Below are 25,572 nucleotides of genomic sequence, written 5' to 3'. Positions count from 1 at the left end.
TCAAATGATCGATTATGAAGTATTGCGTTTTATCTGGTGGCTGCTGGTTGGCATTCTGCTGATTGGTTTTGCGGTCACCGATGGTTTCGACATGGGGGTGGGCATGCTCACCCGTTTCCTCGGTCGTAATGATACCGAGCGTCGAATTATGATTAACTCCATCGCCCCGCACTGGGACGGTAACCAGGTTTGGTTGATCACCGCTGGTGGCGCATTGTTCGCTGCCTGGCCGATGGTTTATGCCGCTGCGTTCTCCGGATTCTATGTGGCGATGATCCTTGTACTGGCGGCATTGTTCTTCCGTCCGGTCGGTTTCGATTACCGCTCGAAGATTGAAGATATGCGCTGGCGCAACATGTGGGACTGGGGCATCTTCATCGGTAGCTTCGTTCCGCCTCTGGTGATTGGTGTGGCATTCGGTAACCTGCTGCAAGGGGTTCCGTTCCACATGGATGAGTACATGCGTTTGTACTACACCGGTAACTTCTTCCAGTTGCTGAATCCGTTTGGTCTGCTGGCAGGTATCGTGAGTGTTGGGATGATCATCACCCAGGGCGCGACCTATCTGCAGATGCGTACCGTAGGCGAACTTCACCTGCGTGCACGTACGACTTCTCAGGTTGCTGCGCTGGTCACTCTGGTCTGCTTCGCTCTGGCTGGTGTCTGGGTGATCTACGGTATTGACGGTTATGTTGTGACTTCTGCACTGGATCACCATGCAGCTTCTAACCCGATGACTAAAGAAGTGGCGCGTGTTGCGGGTGCCTGGATGGTGAACTTTAACAATGCACCAATCCTGTGGCTGGTTCCGGCTCTGGGTGTGGTTCTGCCACTGTTGACCATCCTGACTTCTCGTATGGAGAAAGGGGCCTGGGCGTTTGTCTTCTCTTCACTGACCCTGGCCTGCATCATCCTGACTGCTGGTATTGCAATGTTCCCGTTTGTAATGCCATCCAGCACCATGATGAACGCGAGCCTGACCATGTGGGATGCTACCTCCAGCCAGAGAACATTGAACCTGATGACCTGGGTTGCGGCGGTGTTTGTACCAATCATTCTGCTGTACACCAGCTGGTGTTACTGGAAGATGTTCGGTCGCATCACCAAAGAAGATATTGAAAGCAACACCCACTCTCTGTACTAAGTAAGGAGCTAAAAATGTGGTATTTCGCATGGATTTTGGGAACGCTTCTTGCCTGTGCATTTGGGATAATCACAGCGCTGGCGCTTGAGCACGTTGAAGCAGGCAAGGCCGGACAAGAAGAAAGTTAATGATCAACATTATCGCGATGCAATATACAACATCGTTTTAGGTGCATCGCGGCGGCAAGGCTGCGAAACCCCAGGAGCTTACATCAGTAAGTGACTGGGGTGAGCAGGTGCAGCCAACAAAGAGGCAGCTTAAAGGATGATAAAGTATATTTATGCGGTAATGGATAAGCGCCCCTTGCGGGCGCTTTCCTTTGTGCTGGCAATCGTGTTGGCTGGCTGCATATTCTGGGATCCCACACGCTTCGCGGCAAAAACCAGTGAGCTGGAAATCTGGCATGGATTTTTGTTGATGTGGGCGGTTTGTACTGGCGTAATCCACGGCGTTGGATTTCGTCCTCGTGCGGTTCACTGGCAGGGCATCTTCTGCCCGCTGATAGCGGATATCGTGCTTGTTGCTGGTCTGATTTTCTTCTTCTTTTGAATAAGAAACATCCTTAAATATTTATGGGCTTGCATAAGCCCATAATTTTTTACTCTCCGTTTACTTTCCCCCATTCCAAAGCATCATTCCCGCGCGTATAGTAGCACCGGTTAAAAGTACTAACTTTTGTTGCATTACCGGGATGTAAAGTGAATACAACGCTATATACAACAGCATTCTTGAAGCATCGAGACGGCAAGGTCAGGATTCTCCAGACGCTTACAGAAGTAAGTGCCCGGGGGCAGTGGACAAAGCCAAAGAGGTAGCAGGAATGAATAAGTATATATTTCGATGGCCGGTTCGTGTCTACTACGAAGACACCGATGCCGGTGGGGTGGTTTACCACGCCAGTTATGTCGCTTTTTATGAAAGAGCACGCACAGAGATGCTGCGTCATCATCACTTCAGTCAGCAGGTACTGCTGGCCGAACGTGTAGCCTTTGTGGTGCGCAAGATGACCCTGGAGTATTTTGCGCCTGCCCGGCTTGACGATATGCTCGAAGTCCAAACCGAAATTACGTCAATGCGTGGCACCTCATTGGTTTTCACGCAACGCATTGTCAACGCAGAGAACACCGTGCTGAATGAAGCCGAAGTTCTGATTGTTTGCGTTGATCCACTCAAGATGAAGCCTCGTGCGCTTCCCAAGTCTATTGTCGCGGAGTTTAAGCAGTGACTGACATGAATATCCTTGATTTGTTCCTGAAGGCAAGCCTTCTGGTTAAACTTATCATGTTGATTTTGATTGGTTTCTCAATCGCATCCTGGGCCATTATTATCCAGCGAACCCGTATTCTTAATGCCGCTTCGCGTGAAGCGGAAGCGTTTGAAGACAAGTTTTGGTCTGGTATTGAATTGTCGCGCCTGTATCAGGAAAGCCAGGGACGTCGTGATAATTTGGCGGGATCGGAACAAATTTTCTACAGCGGGTTCAAAGAATTTGCTCGTTTGCACCGGGCAAATAATCATGCGCCGGAAGCGGTTGTTGAGGGGGCGTCCCGTGCGATGCGTATCTCCATGAACCGTGAGCTCGAAACGCTGGAAACGCATATTCCGTTCCTGGGAACCGTGGGCTCTATCAGCCCATATATCGGTCTGTTCGGTACGGTTTGGGGGATCATGCACGCATTTATCGCACTCGGTGCTGTAAAACAGGCAACCCTGCAAATGGTCGCTCCGGGTATTGCGGAAGCGTTGATTGCAACAGCTATCGGCCTGTTTGCGGCAATCCCGGCGGTTATGGCTTATAACCGTCTGAATCAGCGCGTAAACAAGCTGGAACAGAATTACGACAACTTTATGGAAGAGTTCACCGCGATTCTGCACCGCCAGGCGTTTACCGTTAGCGAGAGCAACAAGGGGTAAGCCATGGCCAGAACGCGTGGACGAGGTCGTCGCGAACTCAAGTCCGAAATCAATATTGTACCGCTGCTCGACGTATTGCTGGTGCTGCTGCTGATCTTTATGGCAACAGCGCCGATCATTACCCAGAGTGTGGAAGTCGATCTGCCGGACGCGACTGAATCGCAAGCCGTCAGCAGCAACGACGAGCCGCCGGTCATTATTGAAGTTTCCGGTATTGGGCAATACAGCGTGGTAGTTGAAAAAGATCGTATGGATCAACTGCCGCCAGAGCAGGTTATCGCAGAAGCGAAAAGCCGCCTGCAGGCCAATCCGAAAACAGTCTTTTTAATCGGTGGTGCGAAAGACGTGCCTTATGATGAAATAATTAAAGCGCTGAACTTGTTACACAGTGCGGGCGTGAAATCTGTTGGCTTGATGACGCAGCCAATCTGATGTCTGCGTATTCCTGGCTTGAAAGATAGCGCGTAACAGGCGAACAGTTTTTTGGGAACCGAGAGTGTCAAAGGCAACCGAACAAAACGACAAGCTCAAACGGGCGATAATTATTTCAGCGGTGCTGCATGTTATTTTATTTGCAGTACTGATCTGGAGTTCGTTCGATGAGCATATTGATGCTTCAGCCGGCGGTGGTGGCGGTTCGTCCATTGACGCCGTTATGGTCGATCCTGGCGCCGTTGTCCAACAGTACGATCGCCAGCAGCAACAGCAGGCAAGTGCGAAACGTGCAGAAGAACAGCGTGAAAAACAGGCGCAGCAGCAAGCCGAAGAGCTTCGTGAGAAGCAGGCGGCAGAGCAAGAGCGACTGAAGCAGCTGGAGAAAGAACGTTTAGCCGCGCAGGAAAAAGTGCGCGAGCAGACGGAACAGCAAAAGCAGGCGGAAGCCGCGGCTGCGAAAGCGCAAGAACAACAGAAACAGGCTGAAGAAGCTGCAGCGAAGGCTGCTGCGGATGCGAAGGCCAAAGCTGATGCTCAGGCGAAACAAGCCGCTGAAGCCGCGAAGAAAGCGGCTGCTGACGCACAGAAGAAAGCCGAGGCTGAAGCCGCTGCAAAAGCAGCTGCAGATGCCAAGAAAGTCGCTGAGGCGCAGGCTGCTAAAGCCGCCGCTGAAGCTGCGAAGAAAGCACAGGCTGAGGCCGCTAAGCAAGCTGCAGCCGAGAAGGCTGCTGCTGAGAAAGCTGCCGCTGCAGCAGAAAAAGCCGCTGCTGCAAAAGCTGCTGCCGCTGAAAAGGCCGCTGCCGATAAGAAAGCGGCTGCGGAAAAAGCTGCAGCAGACAAGAAAGCTGCTGCCGAAAAAGCGGCTGCTGATAAAAAAGCCGCCGCAGATAAAGCGGCTGCCGCTAAAAAAGCTGCAGCAGAGAAAGCCGCCGCAGCCTCTGGTGTTGACGACTTGTTAGGTGACTTAAGCTCCGGTAAGAATGCGCCGAAATCGGGCGGTGGAGCGAAAGGAAACGGTCAGCCAGCGAAAGATAGTGGTACAAGTGGTGCAAACGGTGGCGCATCAGGTGCTGATATCAGTGCTTACGCATCTCAAATTCGTAATGCGATTCAGAGCCGTCTGTATGGTGCTGATTTGTATGCAGGCAAATCTTGTGTGTTGCATATCAAGCTGGCACCAGATGGACTGTTATTGGATGTGACCGAAGAAGGTGGCGATCCAGCATTATGTCAGGCTGCGTTGACGGCTGCAAAAACAGCCAGAATTCCTAAACCGCCTAGCCAGGCTGTTTATGAAAAAGTAAAAGATGCCAAACTGGACTTTAAACTGTAATCATTTCCCCGAGATTTCGGGGAAAACGGTCTAAGGTTGAGACAGAGTTCTGGTAGTTTTGTGTATTTGAGTTTGTTAACATTCTGCTAAATTATCGTGGGCTTTCCGTCCAGATAAGGGAGATATGATGAAGCAGGCATTACGAGTAGCATTTGGTTTTCTGATGCTGTGGGCAGCGGTGCTGCATGCAGAAGTACGTATCGAGATCACCCAAGGGGTGGACTCGGCGCGCCCGATTGGTGTAGTCCCGTTCCAGTGGGCTGGGCCGGGCGCTGCTCCCGAAGATATCGGTGGTATCGTAGGTGCAGACCTGCGTAACAGCGGTAAATTTAACCCGTTAGACAGGTCTCGTCTGCCACAGCAGCCGGGCTCTGCGGCAGAAGTTCAGCCGGCTGCATGGTCTGCGCTGGGTATTGATGCTGTGGTTGTGGGTCAGGTTACGCCTAATCCGGACGGTTCCTACAGTGTTGCTTATCAACTGGTAGACACTGGCGGCGCACCGGGTACCGTACTGGCGCAGAACACGTATAAAGTGAACAAGCAGTGGCTGCGTTACGCGGGTCACACTGCAAGTGACGAAGTGTTTGAAAAACTGACCGGTATTAAGGGCGCGTTCCGTACCCGTATTGCTTATGTCGTTCAGACCAACGGCGGCCAGTTCCCGTACGAATTACGTGTTTCTGACTACGATGGTTACAACCAGTTCGTTGTTCACCGTTCTCCGCAGCCTTTGATGTCGCCGGCATGGTCTCCGGACGGTTCTAAACTGGCTTATGTAACCTTTGAAAGCGGACGTTCTGCGCTGGTTATCCAGACGCTGTCTAACGGTGCGGTTCGTCAGGTGGCTTCGTTCCCGCGTCACAACGGTGCTCCGGCATTCTCTCCGGATGGCAGCAAACTGGCGTTTGCTCTGTCTAAAACGGGTAGCCTGAACCTGTATGTGATGGATATTGGCTCAGGCCAAATCCGTCAGGTGACTGATGGTCGTAGCAATAACACCGAACCGACCTGGTTCCCGGATAGCCAAAACCTGGCCTTTACCTCTGACCAGGCAGGTCGTCCGCAAGTGTATAAAGTTAACGTTAACGGCGGTGCTCCGCAGCGTATTACCTGGGAAGGTTCGCAAAACCAGGATGCTGATGTAAGCAGTGACGGTAAGTTTATGGTAATGGTAAGCTCAAATAGTGGGCAGCAACACATTGCCAAACAAGATCTGGTAGCGGGTGGCGTACAAGTTCTGTCGTCAACGTTCCTGGATGAAACGCCAAGTCTGGCACCTAACGGCACTATGGTAATCTACAGCTCTTCTCAGGGGATGGGATCCGTGCTGAATTTGGTTTCTACAGATGGGCGTTTCAAGGCGCGTCTTCCGGCAACCGATGGACAGGTTAAATTCCCTGCCTGGTCGCCGTATCTGTGATAATAAATAATTGATTAATAAAGGAATCATTGAAATGCAACTGAACAAAGTGCTGAAAGGGCTGATGATCGCTCTGCCTGTTATGGCAATTGCGGCATGTTCTTCTAACAAGAACGCCAGCAATGACGGCAGCGAAGGCATGCTGGGTGCCGGCACTGGTATGGATGCAAACGGCAGCGGCAACATGTCCTCCGAAGAGCAAGCGCGTCTGCAGATGCAACAGCTGCAGCAGAACAACATCGTTTACTTCGATCTGGATAAGTACGATATCCGTTCTGACTTCGCTGCAATGCTGGATGCGCACGCTAACTTCCTGCGTAGCAACCCGTCTTACAAAGTCACCGTAGAAGGTCATGCGGACGAACGTGGTACTCCTGAGTACAACATCTCCCTGGGTGAACGTCGTGCTAACGCCGTTAAGATGTACCTGCAGGGTAAAGGCGTTTCTGCTGACCAGATCTCCATCGTTTCTTACGGTAAAGAAAAACCTGCAGTACTGGGTCATGACGAAGCGGCTTACTCCAAAAACCGTCGTGCCGTACTGGTTTACTAAGAGAATTGCATGAGCAGTAACTTCAGACATCACCTGTTGAGTCTGTCGTTACTGGTTGGCATAGCGGCCCCCTGGGCCGCTTTTGCTCAGGCGCCAATCAGTAGTGTCGGCTCAGGCTCGGTCGAAGACCGTGTCACTCAACTCGAGCGTATTTCTAACGCTCACAGTCAGCTTTTAACCCAACTCCAGCAACAACTCTCCGATAATCAGTCCGATATTGATTCCCTGCGTGGTCAAATTCAGGAAAGTCAGTATCAGCTGAATCAGGTTGTTGAGCGCCAGAAGCAGATTTTGTTGCAGATGAATAATCTTGGCAGCGGTAGTGCGCCGGCAGCGCAGTCTGTGGATAGCGATCAGGGCGGGGCAGCAACCCCTGCGCCTGATGCAGGTGCTACCGCAGCGTCAGGTGTGCCCGCGCAAACTGGCGATGCTAATACCGATTACAATGCAGCAATTGCTCTGGTGCAGGATAAATCCCGCCAGGATGACGCGATTGTGGCATTTCAGAACTTCATCAAAAAATATCCGGATTCGACTTACCTGCCTAATGCAAATTACTGGCTGGGTCAGTTGAATTACAACAAGGGTAAAAAAGATGATGCGGCGTTCTATTTTGCTTCGGTAGTTAAAAACTTCCCGAAATCACCAAAGGCTGCAGACGCAATGTATAAAGTTGGCGTCATCATGCAGGACAAAGGCGACACAGCAAAAGCTAAAGCAGTTTATCAGCAGGTTATCACTAAATATCCTGGCACTGATGGCGCTAAACAAGCGCAAAAACGCCTTGGCGCGATGTAATGCACACCATGCGACCAGAAATCGCGTTATTTCTGGTCGCGTCGTGTGATTCCTAAGCAGTTGAGTTATTTACATCGAAATTTTTGTTGCGCTAAAATCTGAAATCAGTAATATATGCCGCCGTTGCCAAGGGATATCAAACAGCCCGAAAGCGGCGAGAAAAGTGGGGCGTTAGCTCAGTTGGTAGAGCAGTTGACTTTTAATCAATTGGTCGCAGGTTCGAATCCTGCACGCCCCACCACTAACTTAGCAGTAAGCAGTATCCAGCGTAGTATCGGGTGATTAGCTCAGCTGGGAGAGCACCTCCCTTACAAGGAGGGGGTCGGCGGTTCGATCCCGTCATCACCCACCACTCGGGGCGTTAGCTCAGTTGGTAGAGCAGTTGACTTTTAATCAATTGGTCGCAGGTTCGAATCCTGCACGCCCCACCAATATTAACATCGTACTCAGATGTTAGCCGTGAAGGATAACGTTGCGTCAGCAACGGCCCGTAGGGCGAGACGAAGTCGAGTCATCCTGCACGCCCCACCAATTTATTAAATTGGTGTCGAGTAAAAATATTTCAGGTGATACCCGAAAGGGTCGTTAGCTCAGTTGGTAGAGCAGTTGACTTTTAATCAATTGGTCGCAGGTTCGAATCCTGCACGACCCACCATCCTGAAAAGGTTAAAGTAGTAAACCCCATATGGGGGCGTTAGCTCAGTTGGTAGAGCAGTTGACTTTTAATCAATTGGTCGCAGGTTCGAATCCTGCACGCCCCACCAGTGTAAAAAGGCGCCCTAAAGGCGCCTTTTTGCTATTTGCGATTTATAAGATTCGAACCTGCAGCAGGTTCGGGTCTCACGAAGTGAGACAACGGAGCCGTTTGCGGCGACGGCCCGGAGGGCGAGCGAAGCGAGTCATCCTGCACGCCCCACCAGTGTAAAAAGGCGCCCTAAAGGCGCCTTTTTGCTATTTGCGATTTATAAGATTCGAACCTGCTTCCCTGATGCGCTTCGCTTATCAGGCTTACAAAACATATCCGGCATTCATCAAACGCAATTATTGTGACTTTTATACGCCAATCCGCTATCTTGTTTAGCATATAAAACAAATATAGCCGATTGCAGCGTGCATCTCGCTTTAAGTCGGTTGTTTCGTTAAGCCAGTAAAACGAGAAAGCATGATGAGCGTGATGTTTGACCCTGAAGCTGCAATCTATCCGTTTCCGCCGAAGCCTGCACCGCTGAGTGTGGATGAAAAGCAATTCTATCGCGAAAAAATCAAGCGCCTGTTGAAAGAGCGCGATGCAGTGATGGTTGCGCACTATTATACCGATCCTGAAATCCAACAATTGGCTGAAGAGACCGGCGGTTGTATTTCTGACTCACTTGAGATGGCGCGATTCGGATCAAAACACCCAGCATCCACACTGCTGGTTGCGGGCGTCAGATTTATGGGAGAAACGGCCAAAATTCTTAGCCCGGAAAAAACTATCCTGATGCCAACGTTGCAGGCGGAGTGTTCATTAGATTTGGGCTGTCCGATCGACGCCTTCAGCGCATTTTGTGATGCTCACCCGGATCGCACAGTAGTGGTTTACGCTAATACGTCAGCCGCCGTTAAAGCGCGTGCTGACTGGGTGGTAACATCCAGTATCGCCGTTGAACTTATTGAGCATCTTGATAGTTTAGGTGAAAAAATCATCTGGGCACCGGACAGACATCTCGGCAACTACGTGCAAAAACAGACCGGTGCGGATGTGCTCTGCTGGCAGGGAGCCTGCATTGTCCATGACGAATTTAAGACCCAGGCATTAACGCGCATGAAAGGGCTTTATCCTGACGCCGCTGTTCTGGTACACCCTGAATCCCCTCAGTCGATTGTTGATATGGCCGATGCAGTGGGGTCAACCAGTCAGCTAATTAACGCAGCTAAAACGTTACCGCACAGACAACTTATTGTGGCGACTGATCGGGGCATTTTTTACAAAATGCAGCAGGCTGTTCCTGATAAAGAGTTGCTCGAGGCTCCGACGGCTGGTGAGGGGGCAACCTGTCGCAGCTGTGCACATTGTCCGTGGATGGCGATGAACGGCCTTAAGGCGATCGCTGAAGGTCTTGAGCAGGGTGGAGTGGCTCATGAGATACAGGTTGATGCAGCACTGCGAGAAGGGGCACTATTGCCGTTAAACCGCATGCTGGAATTTGCGGCTACACTACGAGCTTAATTATCGCGTTTCGCTCTGGGGGGAAAGATGGATTTTTTTAGCACGCAGAATATTCTGGTTCATATTCCGATTGGTGCAGGTGGTTACGACCTGTCATGGATTGAAGCGGTAGGTACTGTCGCTGGTTTACTGTGTATTGGCCTGGCTAGCCTGGAGAAAATCAGCAATTATTTCTTTGGTCTGATCAACGTTACGTTATTTGCGATTATTTTTTTTCAGATCCAACTCTACGCCAGCCTGTTGTTACAGGTGTTCTTTTTTGCCGCCAACATCTACGGCTGGTATGCATGGTCTCGGCAAACCAGTCAGCATGAGGCTGAACTGAAAATTCGCTGGCTGCCGTTACCAAAAGCGCTAAGCTGGCTGGCTGCTTGCGTGGTGGCGATTGGTTTGATGACGGTGTATATCGATCCGGTGTTTGCGTTTTTGACCCGCATGGCAGTGAATATTATGCAGGGGCTGGGGTTACAGGTTGCCGCACCAGAACTTCAACCCGACGCTTTCCCGTTCTGGGATTCCTGCATGATGGTGCTGTCAATTGTGGCGATGATCCTGATGACACGCAAATACGTCGAGAACTGGCTTTTGTGGGTGATCATTAACGTTATCAGTGTGGTGATCTTTGCCCTGCAAGGCGTGTATGCCATGTCGCTGGAATATATGATCCTGACGGTTATTGCCCTCAACGGCAGCAGGATGTGGATAAACAGCGCGCGCGAACGCGGCTCACGCGCGCTTTCCCATTAGTGATGGTGATGTGAATGACCGGACAGTCCCTGATAAAGGTGACAGTCCGGTCCATTACATGGCTGATACTCCATCTGAATGGTCGCGTGTTCAATTTGATAGTGATGCGTCAGGAAGTGCTGAATGCGCTCCAGCAAGGCATCATGATCGTGTGGTGGGATCACCTGCACATGCAATGTCATTACCGGTTTTTCTCCCACCATCCAGACGTGCACGTGATGCACATTGCGAACTTCAGGAATATCCCGACTAAGATGGCGCTGTAGTGCAGCAATATCCAGTGCAAGCGGCGCACCTTCCAGCAATTCATTCACGCTATCTTTCAATAAACGCCAGGCGCTGCGCAGTACCAGCACGGAAACCAGGATAGAAAGAATGGGATCCGCAGGCGTCCAGCCGGTCCATATAATGATCAGCGCAGCGATAATCGCACCTACCGAACCGAGTAAATCGCCCATCACGTGTAGTGCAGCGGCGCGGACGTTGAGGTTTTTCTCTTCACTTCCGCGATGCAGAACCCAGAAGGCGAGTACATTAGCCAGCAAACCCGCGACGGCGATAACCATCATCATTCCGCCAGCTACTGGTCGGGGCGTATGGAAGCGCTCAATCGCTTCCCAGACGATTAAAATAGTGATCACCACCAGCGCAATAGCGTTAACAAACGCGGCCAGTGTGGTGAGTCTCAGCCAGCCGAATGTGTGATGGATAGTGGGAGGACGACGGGAAAACTGGACGGCCAGCAGTGCGAAAAGTAGCGCGGCCGCATCGGTAAGCATGTGCCCGGCATCCGCCAGTAGCGCCAGAGAGCCTGAAAGTATTCCTCCCACCACCTCAACCAGCATAAATCCTGCTGTAATACAGAATGCGAACAGCAGTCGACGGGCATTGTTATCTTTGTGCTGGTCCGGGGAAGTATGAGTGTGCGAGTGAGCCATAGTGTCATCCCTTTGTTATTCTCATCTTTACTGTATGACATCATACCGGGTTTGGGCTGACAAAATTAAAAAGGAGAGCTTTTGCTCTCCTGTTATTAGCCATATTTTAGCTTTACTGGGTGGTACCATCAGTTTTGGTATCGACATCATTATTGATGCCGTTTCCGGTCTCGACCTTCTTATTCACATCCGGACAGCGACCGTCTTTACACATAGAGTTTTTGTGCACCTCGTCTTTTGTCATTCCTTCATGGTTCATCGATGAACCGTTCGGGTGCAGCATGGTTCCACCCGAATTGATTTTGTTATTGTTGACGTTATTTGGTGCAACGTTTTCACGGGCGTCAGGTGCTACTTGACCAGCATCCGCCGAAGAATTTGCCTGGCCGTTATTGGACTGAGCGTTTGTCTCTGCAGCCAGCGCTGCGCCGCTGGCGAGGCTAAGAGTTGCAGTAAGAAAGAGTGAGGCCAGCTTTGTCATTGTCATTTGCATAATATGCTCCTGTAATGGTTAATATGTCGGATAACCTCTTCCAACAGTGCATGTGCCAGTTAAATCGTCAGGGTGTGGTTTAATGTTTCAGTATGGAAATAAAAACCAGCATGGAATCTTGAAAATAATGAAAAAGTAAGTTGTTACAGTTAAAAATTGTAGTTTAGATCTCGTTTTTCGCTACTTTATTGCGTTTTTTTGATTGATTCCAGGATTAATCCGTCCAAACTGTAAAACCCCGTTTACACTTTATGATTGAAGATATAGATTGGAGGGATTGCATTCATTTATATAAGTATGGCAACGCTGGAATAATCATGAATTATCAGAACGACGATTTACGTATTAAAGAGATCAACGAGTTATTACCGCCAGTCGCACTGCTGGAAAAATTCCCTGCTACTGAAAATGCCGCAAATACGGTTGCTCACGCCCGTAAGGCGATTCATAAGATCCTGAAAGGGAGCGACGATCGTTTGCTGGTCGTTATCGGACCGTGTTCTATTCATGATCCGGCCGCAGCCAAAGAGTATGCTGCTCGCCTGCTGGCACTGCGTGAAGAGTTGAAAGATGAGCTTGAAATCGTCATGCGCGTCTATTTTGAAAAGCCGCGTACTACCGTGGGCTGGAAAGGGCTAATCAACGATCCGCATATGGACAACAGCTTCCAGATCAACGACGGTCTGCGTATAGCGCGTAAGTTGCTGCTGGATATTAACGATAGCGGCTTACCGGCTGCGGGTGAATTCCTTGATATGATCACCCCGCAATATCTCGCGGACCTGATGAGCTGGGGCGCGATTGGTGCGCGAACTACCGAGTCCCAGGTGCACCGTGAGCTGGCCTCTGGTCTTTCCTGCCCGGTTGGATTCAAAAATGGTACCGATGGCACAATTAAAGTCGCCATTGATGCAATCAATGCCGCAGGTGCGCCGCACTGTTTCCTGTCTGTGACCAAATGGGGTCACTCCGCAATTGTGAATACCAGTGGTAATGGCGATTGCCATATCATTTTACGCGGGGGCAAAGAGCCGAATTACAGTGCTCAACACGTTGCTGACGTGAAAGAAGGGCTGGTCAAAGCGGGTCTGTCTCCGCAGGTCATGATCGACTTTAGCCATGCGAATTCCAGCAAGCAATTTAAAAAGCAGATGGATGTTGCTAAAGACGTGTGCGGGCAGATTGCCGGTGGCGAAAAAGCGATTATTGGCGTGATGATTGAAAGCCATCTGGTTGAAGGTAATCAGAACCCGGATAGCGGCGAACCGCTGACTTACGGTAAGAGCATCACCGATGCCTGCATTGGCTGGGAAGATACTGACTCTGTGCTGCGCCAACTGGCAAAAGCGGTGAAGGTTCGTCGCGGCGAGTAATACCCTTTTCTTTGTTTATAAACCGGCTAAACAGGCCGGTTTTTTTATCTCTGATTTCTCATAATCACAAAGAGTTAGATACGATCTTAAAAGTTTTGACGTGACTGAGATCAAAATTTTACACCTATATCGATCGTAATATAAATTTTTACATAACGATTGATAATACAAATGAATAAACCTACTTACTTAGCAACACTGTTGCCTGTTCTCATTACTCTGACATCCCAAAGTGTCCACGCTGAAGCGGCGTCTGAAGATGAAATTGTCGTCACCAGTCAGCCTTCCGGCAATCCAGCTTCTGCGCCTTCCGGTGCAGGATTTAAAACGAATGATATTGATGTTGGTCCGCAGGGAAATAAAGCCTGGGTCGATACGCCATATTCGACGACCACGGTCACTAAAATGATGATTGAAAATCAGCAGGCGCAAAGCGTGAGTGAGTTGTTGAAATATTCACCCAGTACGCAAATGCAGGCACGTGGCGGTATGGATGTTGGTAGGCCGCAAAGCCGTGGTATGCAGGGTAGCGTCGTTGCCAACAGTCGCCTGGATGGCCTGAATATTGTTTCAACAACTGCGTTCCCGGTTGAAACACTGGAACGTCTGGATGTACTGAATAGCCTGACGGGGGCATTGTATGGCCCGGCCAGCCCGGCGGGGCAATTTAATTTTATTGCAAAACGTCCGACGGAAGAGACGCTACGTGAAGTGACTCTGGGTTATCAGAGTCGCAGTGCGTTCACCGGGCACATTGATCTGGGAGGGCATATTGATGATGACAACCGTTTTGGCTATCGCGTTAATATCCTGAATGAGGAAGGGGAAGGAAACCTGGACGATAGTACGTTGCGTCGTAAGCTTCTCTCCGTGGCGATGGACTGGAATATTCAACCCGGTACGCAGTTGCAGTTGGATGCCAGCCACTATGAGTTTGTCCAGAAAGGATATCCGGGCAGCTTCAGCTATGGTCCAGGTATTAAATTACCTTCTGCGCCTGATCCCAAAAATAAAAATCTTGCACTCAGTACTGCCGGTAACGATCTGACGACGGATACCGTCAGTACACGGCTGATTCATTATCTGAATGATGACTGGTCGGTAACGGCTGGTGTTGGCTGGCAGCAGGCGGATCGCGCGATGCGCAGCGTATCGAGCAAAATAATAAATGATCAGGGTGATATCAGCCGCACGATGAAAGACTCCACTGCAGCGGGGCGTTTTCGTGTACTGAGCAATACTGCCACTCTCAATGGTCATGTGGATACTGGCTCCATTGGGCACGATATTGCACTTTCAACTACGGGTTATGTTTGGTCTTTGTACAGTGCAAAAGGCACCGGCTCTTCTTATAACTGGGGCACCACTAACATGTATGACCCTTCGGAGATGACGGAGAAAGGCGACGGAAAAATCAGAACCAGCGGTGACCGCTATAAATCCGGAGTGAATACACAACAGAGTATTACCGTGGGCGATACGATCACGTTGACACCGAAATGGTCAACAATGTTTTACCTCAGCCAGAGTTGGATCCAGTCACAGAGTTATAATAAGAACGGGCATAAAACCAGCCAGATTGATGAGGATGGATTAAGTCCGAATGCGGCGCTGATGTATAAAATTACGCCAAATGTGATGACCTATATTAGCTATGCAGAGTCCCTGGAACAGGGGGGAACCGCACCAATCAACAGCGATGTGAAAAATGCCGGACAAACGCTGGATCCGTACCGCAGTAAGCAATATGAAGTAGGGCTTAAAGCGGATGTTTCAGGGTTGAATTTGGGCGCGGCTCTGTTCCGGCTCGAACGTCCTTTTGCCTATGTAGATCCCAATGATGATGTCTATAAAGAACAGGGTAATCAGGTAAATAATGGTCTGGAACTGACCGCATCCGGAAACGTCTGGCAGGGGTTGAATGTTTATAGTGGAGTGACATTCCTCAATCCAAAATTGAAAGATACGGCCAGCGATTCAACCAGCGACAAGCAGGTGGTCGGGGTTCCCAAAGTACAGGCTAATATGTTGGCTGAATACAGTTTACCTTCTATACCGCAATGGGTTTATAGCGCGAATATTCACTACACCGGTAAGCGAGCGGCTAACGACACTAATACCGCGTGGGCTGGCAGCTACACCACGTGGGATTTAGGAACTCGCTATACAACCAAAATCAGCAATGTGCCTACCACCTTCCGGGTTGTCGTGAACAACGTGTTCGATAAGCATTACTGGGCCTCCATCTTCCCGTCAGGGACTGATGGTGATAACGGTTCGCCGAGCGCATTTATCGGCAGCGGACGCGAAGTTCGTGCTTCCGTGACGTTAGATTTCTAAAGGCTGGAATGATGACGTTAACCCGTATTTTCCCCGCACTGATCTGTCTGGTGGCGGGGAGCTTATTTGCCGCACAACCGCAAAGCGATGTCCGTATCGCATCGCCATGGCCTGCACAAAACACCATTATCACTATGTTAGGTTATGGCGAAAATATTGTTGGTACATCAATGATAGCGAAGAAAATACCGCTTTTCCGCCAGAGTTTACCGCGTATTGATGATGTCGCTGTCGTCAGTGTTAACAGCGGTCATGAGTTGGATCCGGAGCAAATTATCTCGCTTGGTACGCAACTGTTATTCGTGCCGAAATCGATGACTGTACCAGGCGAATCATTACTCCAGCAGGCTGGTGTGCGTATTCTTGCCTTCGAAGCGAATTCCATGACTGCATTAACGTCCCGGGTACAGAAAACGGCGGATGTTCTTGGACCTGATGCTCAGCAGAAAGCCTTGCGTTACCAACGCTATTTTGACCATAACGTGGGGCTGGTGAAGGACCGTTTAAAAGATCTCTCTGACAATCAGCGAGTGACGATATATCACAGTATGGGCAACCCGCTGACAACCAGCGGTCGCCCCTCTCTTAATCAGGATTGGATGGATCTGGCTGGGGCAAGGAATATTGCTGAGCACTGGTTTGACAGCAAATCAAACCGAACGGGGGAGGTGGCGCTGGAACAGATCGTTGCGGCTAATCCGGCGGTTATTGTAGCAATGAATAAACGCGACGCAGAAGCCATTATGGCTTCCCCTCAGTGGGCGCAAGTCGATGCAGTGATTCATCATCGAGTCTATGTTAATCCGAAAGGTATGTTCTGGTGGTGTCGGGAGACCAGCGAAGAGGCGCTGCAATTTCTCTGGCTGGCTAAAACGCTTTACCCACAACGTTTTGTTGACATAGATATTCGCCAGGAAGTTCTTGATTTTTATCACGATTTTTTTGGTATCTCGCTCAGTGACTCACAGGTCAGTGATGTGCTCACTCCGCCGAAATGATTCGGCAGATAAGGAAAATGATGTCGTCATCTGCTGATATACAGATGCGGGAGTCAATTGACGAACGCTATCGTCTTGTTATCCGTAAGCGATGGGTGCTGGCGCTGGTGATTATTTTGGCGATAGCAGCCTCATTGGTGCTGGATTCGACCCTTGGCCCGTCTGGCCTGGCTCTTGCCGATCTCTGGCAAGCGCTACTCCATCCGCTAAGTGTCAACGCCGGAACCCGCGTAATAGTCTGGGATATCCGCTTACCTTACGCGCTAATGGCGTTGTTGGTGGGAATGGCGCTCGGACTGGCGGGGGCAGAGATGCAAACTATCTTAAATAACCCGTTGGCGAGCCCGTTTACGCTTGGTGTCTCGTCTGCGGCAGCCTTTGGTGCGGCACTGGCGATTGTATTGGGTATTGGTATTCCGGGGGTATCCGCCACATGGTTTATCCCTGCGAATGCCTTTATTTTTGCGCTGCTCTCCGCCTTACTGCTTGACGGCATCACCCGCTGGACCCGTGTAGCAACATCCGGTGTGGTGCTGTTTGGCATTGCGCTGGTCTTTACCTTTAACGCGCTGGTGTCAATGATGCAGTTTGTTGCCGATGAAGACACACTACAGGGACTGGTTTTCTGGACAATGGGTAGTCTGGCCCGCGCTTCGTGGGAAAAACTTGGCGTACTGGCCGTCGCTGTTGTCATTGTCTTTCCATGGTCAATGCGTAGCGCCTGGCAACTCACGACGCTGCGCCTGGGCGAAGATCGGGCGATGAGTTTTGGCATTGATGTGCGGAGGCTACGCCTGTCATCACTTCTGCGCATCAGCTTATTGTCGGCGTTGTCGGTGGCTTTTGTAGGCCCCATCGGCTTTATCGGACTGGTTGCACCGCATATTTCACGCATGTTATTTGGTGAGGACCATCGTTTTTACCTGCCCGGAAGTGTACTGACGGGGGGACTGGTGCTCTCGCTGGCGTCTATTGCGTCGAAGAACATTATTCCCGGTATCATTATCCCTGTTGGAATAGTCACATCGCTGGTGGGGGTCCCCTTTTTCCTGAGCATTATTCTGCGGCATCGGGGGAGCATGTCATGAGTGGGCTAATTCTCCGGGGAGTGGACGCGGGATATCCTAAACAACCAGTGATTCATAATCTCAATGTCGCCGAGCTGCCACGCGGTAAAATCACTGTATTACTGGGACCTAACGGTTGCGGGAAGTCAACATTGCTACGTTCGCTGGCAGGGTTGAATAAAGCCAGCGGTGAGGTGATTCTTGACGATGAGAATTTAACATCGTTGCCGTTTGCTAAACGTGCTGAGAAGGTGGTGTTTTTACCACAGTCGCTGCCGCAGGGTGTTCATTTGCATGTGCTGGAGTCAATTATCGCTGCACAGCGGGCGTCCTGTAGAAGAGATGATGAAAGCAGCAACGCTCAGGCGCTGGCAATACTTGAACAACTTGGGATTGCGCATCTGGCGCTGCACTACCTCGATCAACTTTCTGGTGGGCAGCGACAACTGGTCGGTCTGGCGCAGTCTTTGATCCGTCGACCTGACCTGCTGTTGTTAGATGAACCACTCAGTGCACTGGATTTAAACTATCAGTTCCACGTGATGGATTTAATCCATCGCGAAACACTGGCGCGCAATATGGTCACCGTAGTTGTGGTACATGATATTAATATCGCGCTGCGCCATAGCGAATACGTGTTAATGCTCAAAGACGGGAAACTGGTTGCCAGCGGTGAGCCTGAGGAGGTCATTACCGCAGAGAGTTTGGCTGAAGTGTACAATGTTCGGGGTCGTGTGGAACGGTGTTCACAGGGAAGGCCGCAAGTGATACTCGACGGCGTGATTGACGTATAAAAAGAACAGCAGAATAAGCAATAGTAGGCCCGGTAAGCTTGCGCTACCGGGCAAAATACATTACTTCGCTTTACCCTGGTTGGCAACGGCAGCAGCTTTTGCTGCGATTTCGTCGGCGTTACCCAGATAGTAATGTTTGATTGGTTTGAAGTTTTCGTCAAACTCATACACCAGCGGTACACCGGTCGGAATGTTGAGTTCCAGAATTTCATCTTCGCCCATATTATCCAGGTACTTCACCAGCGCACGCAGGGAGTTACCGTGAGCGGCGATAATCACGCGCTCACCGCTTTTCATGCGCGGCAGAATGGTTTCGTTCCAGTATGGGATAACACGATCGATGGTTAGCGCCAGGCTTTCAGTTAGCGGTAGCTCTTTGTCGGTCAGTTGTGCATAACGCGGATCGTGACCCGGATAGCGCTCATCGTCTTTGGTCAGTTCTGGCGGGGTTACCGCAAAACCACGACGCCATTGTTTAACCTGCTCGTCACCGTATTTTTCTGCGGTTTCTGCTTTGTTCAGACCCTGCAGCGCACCGTAGTGACGCTCATTCAGTTTCCAGGATTTTTCAACAGGCAGCCAGGCCTGATCCAGTTCATCCAGCACGTTCCACAGGGTGTGGATGGCACGTTTCAGCACAGAGGTGTAAGCAAAATCGAAGCTGTAGCCTTCCTCTTTCAGCAGTTTACCTGCTGCCTTTGCTTCGCCCACGCCTTTCTCTGACAGATCGACATCATACCAACCGGTGAAGCGGTTTTCGTTGTTCCACTGACTTTCACCGTGACGTACCAGAACCAGCTTAGTTACAGCCATACTCTCACTCCTCAAGCTTTATCGAATGATAATAATTCTCATTATATTGCCGTGATGCGTCAGCGGCAATGCTTACGCATAACCATAGCGAAAATAGCGACACAGTGTAAGGTTCTTGTGAACTCAAGGTTGCTATTTTGTCTTTGAACGGTGGGATTATGAGCGGGTTTGATGTGGGTAATAAACAACGAGCCCGATAAACTTACGCTATCGGACTCGTTACGGTTAATTATCAGGCAGGAATAAATCGATATTCCGTCACGCTGGCGTACTCTTCGCCAGGGCGCAGGAAGCAGTCTGGTTGAGGCCATTCCTGATGATTCGGGCTGTCCGGCAGGAATTCACTTTCCAGCGCCAGACCCTGCCAGTCGGCATAAGCTTCTGGTCCACGAGAGGGGGTGCCGCCGAGGAAATTCCCGGAGTAGAACTGCAATGCCGGAGCAGAGGTGTAGATCTCCATGTGCAGTTTTTCATCCTGCGACCACAGGTGAGCGACCGGTTTGCGGATATCGCCCTGTGCCTGTAGCAAGAAGGCATGATCGTATCCCTTAACCTTGCGCTGGTCGTCGTCGGCCAAAAATTCGCTATCGATAACTTTTGGTGCGCGGAAATCAAAAGAGGTTTCCGCAACGGATTTCAGACCAGCGCGTGGGATCCCTGTTTCATCAACCGGCAGGTACTCATCGGCCAAAATCTGTAGCTTATGTTGACGAACATCGGTTTTGTCACCGTCGAGATTAAAATAAACGTGATTCGTCATATTCACCGGGCAGGGCTTATCGACCGTCGCGCGGTAGGTGATCGAAATGCGGTTATCGTCAGTCAGACGGTACTGCGCCGTTGCGCAAAGATGGCCAGGGAAGCCCTGGTCGCCATCTTCAGACGTTAATGCAAACAACACCTGACGGTCGTTTTGATTCACTATCTGCCAGCGTCGTTTATCGAAACCGTCTGGCCCGCCATGTAACTGGTTTTCACCCTGGCTTGGCAGTAATTCGATGATTTCACCAGCGAAAGTGTAACGACTGTTAGCGATACGGTTAGCATAGCGACCTATTGAAGCGCCCAGAAACGCGGCCTGATCCGGGTATTGCTCCGGGCTGGCACAGCCAAGCAATGCTTCGCGCACGCTACCATCGCTGAGCGGAATACGGGCAGACAAAAGAGTCGCGCCCCAGTCCATCAAGGTGACAACCATCCCTGCGTCATTACGCAGGGTTAGCAGGCGAAACGGCTGGCCGTCGGGGGCCAGTACGGGAATTTCGTTTAGCACTGTCCGGCTCCTTGTGAAGGTTTACAGACGTAGAAGGTCTCTTTGATACCTGTTTTTGCTTCGTACTGTGTGGCGACAGCCTGCTGTACGGCAGGAACCAGAGCTTGCGGGATCAGCGCCACAATGCAGCCGCCAAAACCGCCGCCGGTCATGCGCACACCGCCCTGATCGCCGATGGTAGCTTTAACAATCTCGACAAGCGTATCAATCTGCGGCACGGTGATTTCGAAGTCATCGCGCATTGAAGCATGAGATTCTGCCATCAGTTGGCCCATACGCAGCAGGTCGCCTTTTTCCAGTGCGTCTGCCGCTTCAACGGTGCGGGCATTTTCTGTGATCACGTGGCGAACGCGTTTGGCTACGATCGGATCCAGTTCGTGCGCGACGGTGTTAAATGTCTCAAGACTGACATCACGCAGTGCTGGTTGCTGGAAGAAACGCGCGCCGGTTTCGCATTGTTCACGACGGGTGTTGTACTCACTGCCAACCAGCGTACGTTTAAAGTTGCTGTTGATGATCACGACAGCAACACCTTCAGGCATGGAAACCGCTTTAGTGCCCAGCGTACGGCAGTCGATCAGTAGCGCATGATCTTTTTTGCCCAGTGCGGAGATTAGCTGATCCATGATGCCGCAGTTACAACCAACAAACTGGTTTTCGGCTTCCTGACCGTTCAGGGCAATCTGTGCGCCATCGAGCGGCAGATGATAAAGCTGCTGGAACACGGTGCCTACGGCCACCTCCAGCGAGGCGGAGGAACTTAAGCCCGCGCCCTGTGGCACATTGCCGCTAACCACCAGATCGGCACCGCCAAAAGTGTTATTACGCTTTTGCAGATGTTTCACGACGCCACGCACATAGTTTGACCATTGCTGGCTGTCATGGGCGATAATCGGTGCATCAAGAGAGAACTCATCAATCTGATTGTCGTAGTCAGCTGCGATCACGCGGACCTTGCGATCGTCCCGCGTCGCACAACTGATAACGGTTTGGTAGTCGATGGCGCAAGGCAGGACGAAACCGTCGTTATAATCGGTATGTTCGCCAATCAAATTAACGCGACCCGGAGCCTGAATAGTGTGGGTGGCAGGGTAGCCAAAAGTTTCTGCAAACAGAGATTGTGTTTTTTCTTTCAGACTCATTATTTAAACTCCGGATTCGCGAAAATGGATGCCGCTGACCGCACGCAGACGTTCAGCGGCTTGTTCTGCCGTCAGGTCGCGCTGGGTTTCCGCCAGCATTTCGTAACCGACCATAAATTTACGTACGGTAGCGGAACGCAGCAGGGGCGGATAAAAATGCGCATGCAACTGCCAGTGCTCATTTTCTTCGCCATTAAATGGCGCACCGTGCCATCCCATGGAATAGGGGAAAGAGCACTGGAACAGGTTGTCGTATCGACTGGTCAGTTTTTTCAGTGCCAGCGCCAGGTCGGTACGTTGCTCGTCGGTCAAATCGGTAATACGCAGCACATGTGCTTTCGGCAGCAGTAGCGTTTCGAACGGCCATGCTGCCCAGTAAGGTACTACCGCCAGCCAGTGTTCGGTCTCCACAACCGTACGGCTGCCATCCGTCAGTTCACGCTGGACATAATCGAACAGCATTGGCGTGCCCTGTTCGGTAAAATATGCTTTTTGCTGCCTGTCTTCGCGTTCGGCTTCGTTGGGCAGGAAACTATTGGCCCAAATCTGCCCGTGTGGATGCGGGTTTGAGCAGCCCATCGCCGCACCTTTATTTTCAAACACCTGAACCCAGGGGTAGGTTTTCCCCAGATCTGCTGTCTGTTCTTGCCAGGTTTTCACTATTTCCGTCAGCGCAGGAACGCTGAGTTCCGGCAACGTTTTACTGTGATCGGGCGAGAAGCAAATAACGCGGCTGGTACCGCGTGCGCTCTGGCAACGCATCAATGGATCGTGGCTGTCTGGCGCGTCCGGGGTATCGGACATCAGGGCAGCAAAATCATTGGTAAAGACAAAGGTACCCGTGTAATTCGGATTTTTATCGCCAGTGACGCGTGTGTTGCCCGCACACAGGAAACAGTCCGGATCATGAGCGGGCAAAACCTGCTTAGACGGTGTTTCCTGCGCCCCTTGCCAGGGACGCTTAGCGCGATGTGGCGAAACGAGGATCCACTGCCCGGTAAGTGGGTTAAAGCGGCGATGTGGATGATCGATGGGATTAAATTGTGTCATGACAAATCCTTAGTCCGGGTATCCTTGCGGATGGCGTGACTGCCAGTGCCAGGTATCCTGTGCCATTTCATCCAGCGTACGGGTAACCCGCCAGTTCAGTTCGCGGTCAGCTTTGCTGGCATCAGCCCAGTAAGCAGGAAGATCGCCGTCACGGCGTGGCGCAAAATGGTAGTTAACTGGTTTACCGCAGGCTTTGCTGAAGGCGTTGACCACGTCCAGAACGCTGCTGCCGACGCCGGCTCCGAGGTTGTAAATATGCACGCCCTGAATACCAGCCAGTTTTTCCATGGCGGCAACGTGACCGTCAGCGAGATCCATCACGTGGATATAATCACGAACGCCAGTGCCATCTTCGGTAGGATAGTCGTTGCCAAATACGGCAAGAGACTCGCGGCGGCCAACGGCAACCTGAGCGATGTAAGGCATCAGATTATTTGGAATACCTTGCGGATCTTCACCCATATCACCTGATGGGTGTGCGCCAACCGGATTGAAGTAGCGCAGTAGGGCAATGCTCCACTCTGGTTGTGCTTTTTGCAGATCGGTCAGGATCTGCTCCACCATCAGTTTGCTTTTGCCGTACGGGCTTTGCGGAGTACCAGTGGGGAAACTTTCAACGTAAGGAATTTTTGGCTGATCGCCATAGACTGTTGCGGAGGAACTGAATATGAAGTTCTTCACGTTAGCAGCGCGCATAGCGTTTACCAGACGCAGAGTACCGTTCACGTTGTTGTCGTAGTACTCCAGCGGTTTGGTGACAGATTCACCAACAGCCTTCAGGCCAGCAAAGTGAATGACCGTATCAATGGCATGATCGTGCAGAATTTCGGTGAGCAGTGCTTCGTTACGAATATCACCTTCAACGAAGGTCGGATGCTTTCCACCTAAACGTTCGATCACCGGCAGGACGCTGCGCTTACTGTTGCAGAGGTTATCAAGGATCACGACGTCGTGACCGTTTTTCAGTAACTGCACACAAGTGTGGCTTCCTATGTAACCGCTACCACCTGTAACCAATACTCTCATAATTCGCTCCGTTAAGCCTATGGTATGCAATAACCATAGCATAACAAAGATGCGAAAAGTGTGACATGGAATAAATTAGTGGAATCGTTTACACTTGGATAAAATCACAAATTGACGTCAATTATTTGATTGTAACTCATAGAGTTTCTTAATGATTGCGCCTTTTATCCGAAAAAGATCGTGAAAAAAGGCGCCTCTAAATGCCAGCGAATGAAAACTAACGCAGGGATGTTTGTCGATAGATATAGATATCGCCCTCAGGGATAAACTCCAGTCGATGAGTTATACAGGTTGGCGCATCTTCGGCGTGGTGAGAAACAAACAACAACTGAGTTTCTCCTTCACTGATAAGGATATCGACAAAACGGCGGATCAACTGACGATTTAGCGGGTCCAGCCCTTGCAACGGTTCGTCGAGGATCAGCAGAGTAGGATGCTTGACCAGCGCGCGGACAATCAGTGCCAGCCGTTGCTGTCCCCAGGAAAGACTGTGGAACGGGGCATCCGCAGTGCGTTTATCCATTCCCAAAATATCTAACCAACGTTGCGCCAGCTTATGTTGCCGGTCTGAAACCGCCTGATAGATGCCGATTGAATCAAAGAAACCCGAGAGAATGACGTTGCGCACTGTGGTACTCACCCGGTAGTCCAGATGCAGACTGCTGCTGACATAGCCAATGTGCTTTTTAATATCCCAGATGGTTTCACCGCTGCCACGTCGGCGGCCGAACAGGGTCAGATCGTTGCTATAACCTTGCGGATGATCGCCGGTGATTAAACTGAGCAGGGTCGATTTCCCTGCGCCATTAGGGCCGACAATTTGCCAGTGTTCACCCGGCTTTACCTGCCAGCTCAGGCCATGGAGAATAGGACGATCATTATAAGAGACTACGCCATCTTTGAGCACAATGCGGGCATCGTCTGTGGGAAGTGCGAGGCTGACTGAAGGTTCATCAGGCTCGGGCAACGTAATACCGTCAAGTTGTTCGCTGTGAGCAAGTTGGGCAATCAGCGCCTGTTGCAGTAAGTCGGCTTTCTCGCTGCTTTCTGTCAATGTGCAATCGGCAAGCACGCCTGCAAACTGCACGAAGTCTGGAATTTCATCAAAGCGGTTGAGGACCAGTACCAGCGTATAGCCCGTCTGATGCAACGAAGCGAGCAGATCCGCTAACTGTTGACGTGACGCAACGTCCAGCCCGTCAAACGGTTCATCAAGTATCAGTAACTCCGGTTCCGACATCAGCGCCTGGCAAAGTAAAGCTTTGCGTGTTTCACCGGTAGAGAGGTATTTGAAACGTCGGTCGAGCAGGGAGGTAATACCAAACTGTTGCGCCAGCGTTGAACAACGGGCGGGATCGTTAACTTCAGCCTGGATAATCTCTGCGGTGGTTCGTCCGGTATCGTCTTCACCCGGACTAAGAAGATCGGTATTGTTACGCTGCCATTCATCGCTGACCAGCTTTTGTAGCTGCTCAAATGAGAGTCGGGTTATACGCGTGAAGTGGCACTGGCGTTCACCTTTGAGTAGCGGTAGCTCTCCCGCCAGTGCCCGGGCCAGTGCGGATTTCCCGCTGCCATTAGAGCCAACAAACGCCCAGCTATCACCTGCGTTCAAAACAAAGGTATTCAACTGCAGCGTTTTCGTGTCACTCAGACGAAACGTGCCTTGCGAAATTTGCAACGATGACATTTTGTATCCCATTTATTGCAGC

25 protein-coding genes, 5 tRNA genes and 1 other RNA gene are annotated in these 25,572 nt (G+C 50.8%); 23 read left to right on the top strand and 8 right to left on the bottom strand.

Annotated features, from left to right (window positions below):
• Positions 1 to 4 precede the first annotated feature (4 nt).
• The 18 genes from cydB (at position 5) to pnuC (ending at position 10,553) form a co-directional block, all read left to right on the top strand.
• The gene (gene cydB / locus SK36_RS14265) at positions 5 to 1,144 is read left to right on the top strand and encodes a cytochrome d ubiquinol oxidase subunit II (protein WP_045441114.1); all 1,140 of its coding nucleotides are present in this window, start codon (positions 5 to 7) and stop codon (positions 1,142 to 1,144) included.
• A gap of 14 nt (positions 1,145 to 1,158) precedes the next feature.
• Positions 1,159 to 1,272, top strand: coding sequence for a cytochrome bd-I oxidase subunit CydX (cydX, locus tag SK36_RS23815; RefSeq protein ID WP_071828905.1), 114 nt, complete (start codon positions 1,159 to 1,161; stop codon positions 1,270 to 1,272).
• Between the two features lie 136 nt (positions 1,273 to 1,408).
• Complete coding sequence (gene ybgE / locus SK36_RS14260; protein WP_045441115.1) at positions 1,409 to 1,693, top strand: cyd operon protein YbgE; 285 nt, start codon at positions 1,409 to 1,411, stop codon at positions 1,691 to 1,693.
• Positions 1,694 to 1,964: 271 nt separating this feature from the next.
• Positions 1,965 to 2,369 carry a tol-pal system-associated acyl-CoA thioesterase gene (ybgC, locus tag SK36_RS14255; RefSeq protein ID WP_045441116.1) on the top strand — a complete coding sequence of 135 codons (405 nt, stop codon included), beginning with the start codon at positions 1,965 to 1,967 and terminating at the stop codon, positions 2,367 to 2,369.
• The gene (tolQ, locus tag SK36_RS14250; RefSeq protein WP_136345302.1) at positions 2,366 to 3,058 is read left to right on the top strand and encodes a Tol-Pal system protein TolQ; all 693 of its coding nucleotides are present in this window, start codon (positions 2,366 to 2,368) and stop codon (positions 3,056 to 3,058) included. The genes ybgC and tolQ overlap by 4 nt, the downstream gene beginning before the upstream one ends.
• A gap of 3 nt (positions 3,059 to 3,061) precedes the next feature.
• Complete coding sequence (tolR, locus tag SK36_RS14245; protein ID WP_045441118.1) at positions 3,062 to 3,490, top strand: colicin uptake protein TolR; 429 nt, start codon at positions 3,062 to 3,064, stop codon at positions 3,488 to 3,490.
• 64 nt (positions 3,491 to 3,554) lie between these two features.
• Complete coding sequence (gene tolA / locus SK36_RS14240; protein WP_048221834.1) at positions 3,555 to 4,826, top strand: cell envelope integrity protein TolA; 1,272 nt, start codon at positions 3,555 to 3,557, stop codon at positions 4,824 to 4,826.
• 127 nt (positions 4,827 to 4,953) lie between these two features.
• Positions 4,954 to 6,246 carry a Tol-Pal system beta propeller repeat protein TolB gene (gene tolB / locus SK36_RS14235; RefSeq protein ID WP_048221833.1) on the top strand — a complete coding sequence of 431 codons (1,293 nt, stop codon included), beginning with the start codon at positions 4,954 to 4,956 and terminating at the stop codon, positions 6,244 to 6,246.
• Between the two features lie 34 nt (positions 6,247 to 6,280).
• On the top strand, positions 6,281 to 6,799 hold the full coding sequence (gene pal, locus SK36_RS14230; RefSeq protein WP_006685431.1) for a peptidoglycan-associated lipoprotein Pal: 519 nt from the start codon (positions 6,281 to 6,283) through the stop codon (positions 6,797 to 6,799).
• 9 nt (positions 6,800 to 6,808) lie between these two features.
• On the top strand, positions 6,809 to 7,597 hold the full coding sequence (cpoB, locus tag SK36_RS14225; RefSeq protein WP_048221832.1) for a cell division protein CpoB: 789 nt from the start codon (positions 6,809 to 6,811) through the stop codon (positions 7,595 to 7,597).
• A 165-nt stretch (positions 7,598 to 7,762) separates the two neighbouring features.
• A tRNA-Lys gene (locus tag SK36_RS14220) sits at positions 7,763 to 7,838 on the top strand.
• Between the two features lie 35 nt (positions 7,839 to 7,873).
• A tRNA-Val gene (locus SK36_RS14215) sits at positions 7,874 to 7,949 on the top strand.
• Between the two features lie 3 nt (positions 7,950 to 7,952).
• A tRNA-Lys gene (locus tag SK36_RS14210) sits at positions 7,953 to 8,028 on the top strand.
• Positions 8,029 to 8,176: 148 nt separating this feature from the next.
• A tRNA-Lys gene (locus SK36_RS14205) sits at positions 8,177 to 8,252 on the top strand.
• A gap of 33 nt (positions 8,253 to 8,285) precedes the next feature.
• Positions 8,286 to 8,361 (top strand) — tRNA-Lys (locus SK36_RS14200).
• A 29-nt stretch (positions 8,362 to 8,390) separates the two neighbouring features.
• A non-coding RNA gene (locus SK36_RS23805) (RtT sRNA) lies at positions 8,391 to 8,516 on the top strand.
• A gap of 246 nt (positions 8,517 to 8,762) precedes the next feature.
• Positions 8,763 to 9,806 carry a quinolinate synthase NadA gene (gene nadA / locus SK36_RS14195; RefSeq protein WP_048221831.1) on the top strand — a complete coding sequence of 348 codons (1,044 nt, stop codon included), beginning with the start codon at positions 8,763 to 8,765 and terminating at the stop codon, positions 9,804 to 9,806.
• A 27-nt stretch (positions 9,807 to 9,833) separates the two neighbouring features.
• On the top strand, positions 9,834 to 10,553 hold the full coding sequence (pnuC, locus tag SK36_RS14190; protein WP_045441123.1) for a nicotinamide riboside transporter PnuC: 720 nt from the start codon (positions 9,834 to 9,836) through the stop codon (positions 10,551 to 10,553).
• On the opposite strand, the gene zitB is transcribed toward pnuC, so the two are convergent.
• Complete coding sequence (gene zitB / locus SK36_RS14185) at positions 10,550 to 11,491, bottom strand: CDF family zinc transporter ZitB (RefSeq protein ID WP_048221830.1); 942 nt, start codon at positions 11,489 to 11,491, stop codon at positions 10,550 to 10,552. The genes pnuC and zitB overlap by 4 nt on opposite strands.
• A gap of 112 nt (positions 11,492 to 11,603) precedes the next feature.
• Positions 11,604 to 11,978: a YbgS-like family protein gene (locus SK36_RS14180; protein ID WP_045449506.1), complete on the bottom strand. Its 375-nt coding sequence runs from the start codon at positions 11,976 to 11,978 to the stop codon at positions 11,604 to 11,606.
• Between the two features lie 323 nt (positions 11,979 to 12,301).
• Here SK36_RS14180 and aroG point away from each other — a divergent pair, with 323 nt between their 5' ends.
• From aroG to SK36_RS14155, 5 genes are all read left to right on the top strand, one after another.
• Positions 12,302 to 13,357 carry a 3-deoxy-7-phosphoheptulonate synthase AroG gene (gene aroG, locus SK36_RS14175; protein WP_048221829.1) on the top strand — a complete coding sequence of 352 codons (1,056 nt, stop codon included), beginning with the start codon at positions 12,302 to 12,304 and terminating at the stop codon, positions 13,355 to 13,357.
• 171 nt (positions 13,358 to 13,528) lie between these two features.
• Positions 13,529 to 15,697, top strand: coding sequence for a TonB-dependent siderophore receptor (locus SK36_RS14170; RefSeq protein ID WP_048221828.1), 2,169 nt, complete (start codon positions 13,529 to 13,531; stop codon positions 15,695 to 15,697).
• A gap of 11 nt (positions 15,698 to 15,708) precedes the next feature.
• Complete coding sequence (locus SK36_RS14165; protein WP_048221827.1) at positions 15,709 to 16,695, top strand: ABC transporter substrate-binding protein; 987 nt, start codon at positions 15,709 to 15,711, stop codon at positions 16,693 to 16,695.
• Positions 16,696 to 16,712: 17 nt separating this feature from the next.
• Positions 16,713 to 17,783 (top strand): FecCD family ABC transporter permease, encoded by a 1,071-nt coding sequence (locus SK36_RS14160; protein WP_442854986.1) that lies wholly within the window; start codon positions 16,713 to 16,715, stop codon positions 17,781 to 17,783.
• Positions 17,780 to 18,556, top strand: coding sequence for an ABC transporter ATP-binding protein (locus SK36_RS14155; RefSeq protein WP_045441129.1), 777 nt, complete (start codon positions 17,780 to 17,782; stop codon positions 18,554 to 18,556). Before SK36_RS14160 ends, SK36_RS14155 begins: the two co-directional genes overlap by 4 nt.
• 60 nt (positions 18,557 to 18,616) lie before the next feature.
• Here SK36_RS14155 and gpmA read toward each other — a convergent pair whose 3' ends face one another.
• The 6 genes from gpmA to modF all read right to left on the bottom strand — a co-directional run bounded on the left by gpmA (position 18,617) and on the right by modF (position 25,550).
• Positions 18,617 to 19,369 carry a 2,3-diphosphoglycerate-dependent phosphoglycerate mutase gene (gene gpmA, locus SK36_RS14150; protein WP_045441130.1) on the bottom strand — a complete coding sequence of 251 codons (753 nt, stop codon included), beginning with the start codon at positions 19,367 to 19,369 and terminating at the stop codon, positions 18,617 to 18,619.
• Between the two features lie 232 nt (positions 19,370 to 19,601).
• Positions 19,602 to 20,642 carry a galactose-1-epimerase gene (gene galM / locus SK36_RS14145; protein WP_048221825.1) on the bottom strand — a complete coding sequence of 347 codons (1,041 nt, stop codon included), beginning with the start codon at positions 20,640 to 20,642 and terminating at the stop codon, positions 19,602 to 19,604.
• A complete protein-coding gene (galK, locus tag SK36_RS14140) occupies positions 20,636 to 21,784 on the bottom strand; it encodes a galactokinase (protein WP_045441132.1) in 1,149 nt (382 codons plus the stop codon). The genes galM and galK overlap by 7 nt, the downstream gene beginning before the upstream one ends.
• A 3-nt stretch (positions 21,785 to 21,787) precedes the next feature.
• Positions 21,788 to 22,834: a galactose-1-phosphate uridylyltransferase gene (gene galT, locus SK36_RS14135; protein ID WP_048221824.1), complete on the bottom strand. Its 1,047-nt coding sequence runs from the start codon at positions 22,832 to 22,834 to the stop codon at positions 21,788 to 21,790.
• Positions 22,835 to 22,843: 9 nt separating this feature from the next.
• Positions 22,844 to 23,860: a UDP-glucose 4-epimerase GalE gene (galE, locus tag SK36_RS14130; RefSeq protein WP_045441134.1), complete on the bottom strand. Its 1,017-nt coding sequence runs from the start codon at positions 23,858 to 23,860 to the stop codon at positions 22,844 to 22,846.
• 217 nt (positions 23,861 to 24,077) lie between these two features.
• Entirely contained in the window at positions 24,078 to 25,550 is a 1,473-nt protein-coding gene (modF, locus tag SK36_RS14125; protein WP_048221823.1) for a molybdate ABC transporter ATP-binding protein ModF, read from the bottom strand.
• Between the last annotated feature and the right edge of the window lie 22 nt (positions 25,551 to 25,572).

Source organism: Citrobacter sp. MGH106 (assembly GCF_001037495.1).
In the GTDB taxonomy this organism is placed as follows: Bacteria; Pseudomonadota; Gammaproteobacteria; order Enterobacterales; family Enterobacteriaceae; genus Citrobacter; species Citrobacter murliniae.
The sequence above is the reverse complement of the archived record's forward strand: the minus strand, read 5'-3'. Positions and strand labels throughout refer to the sequence as shown.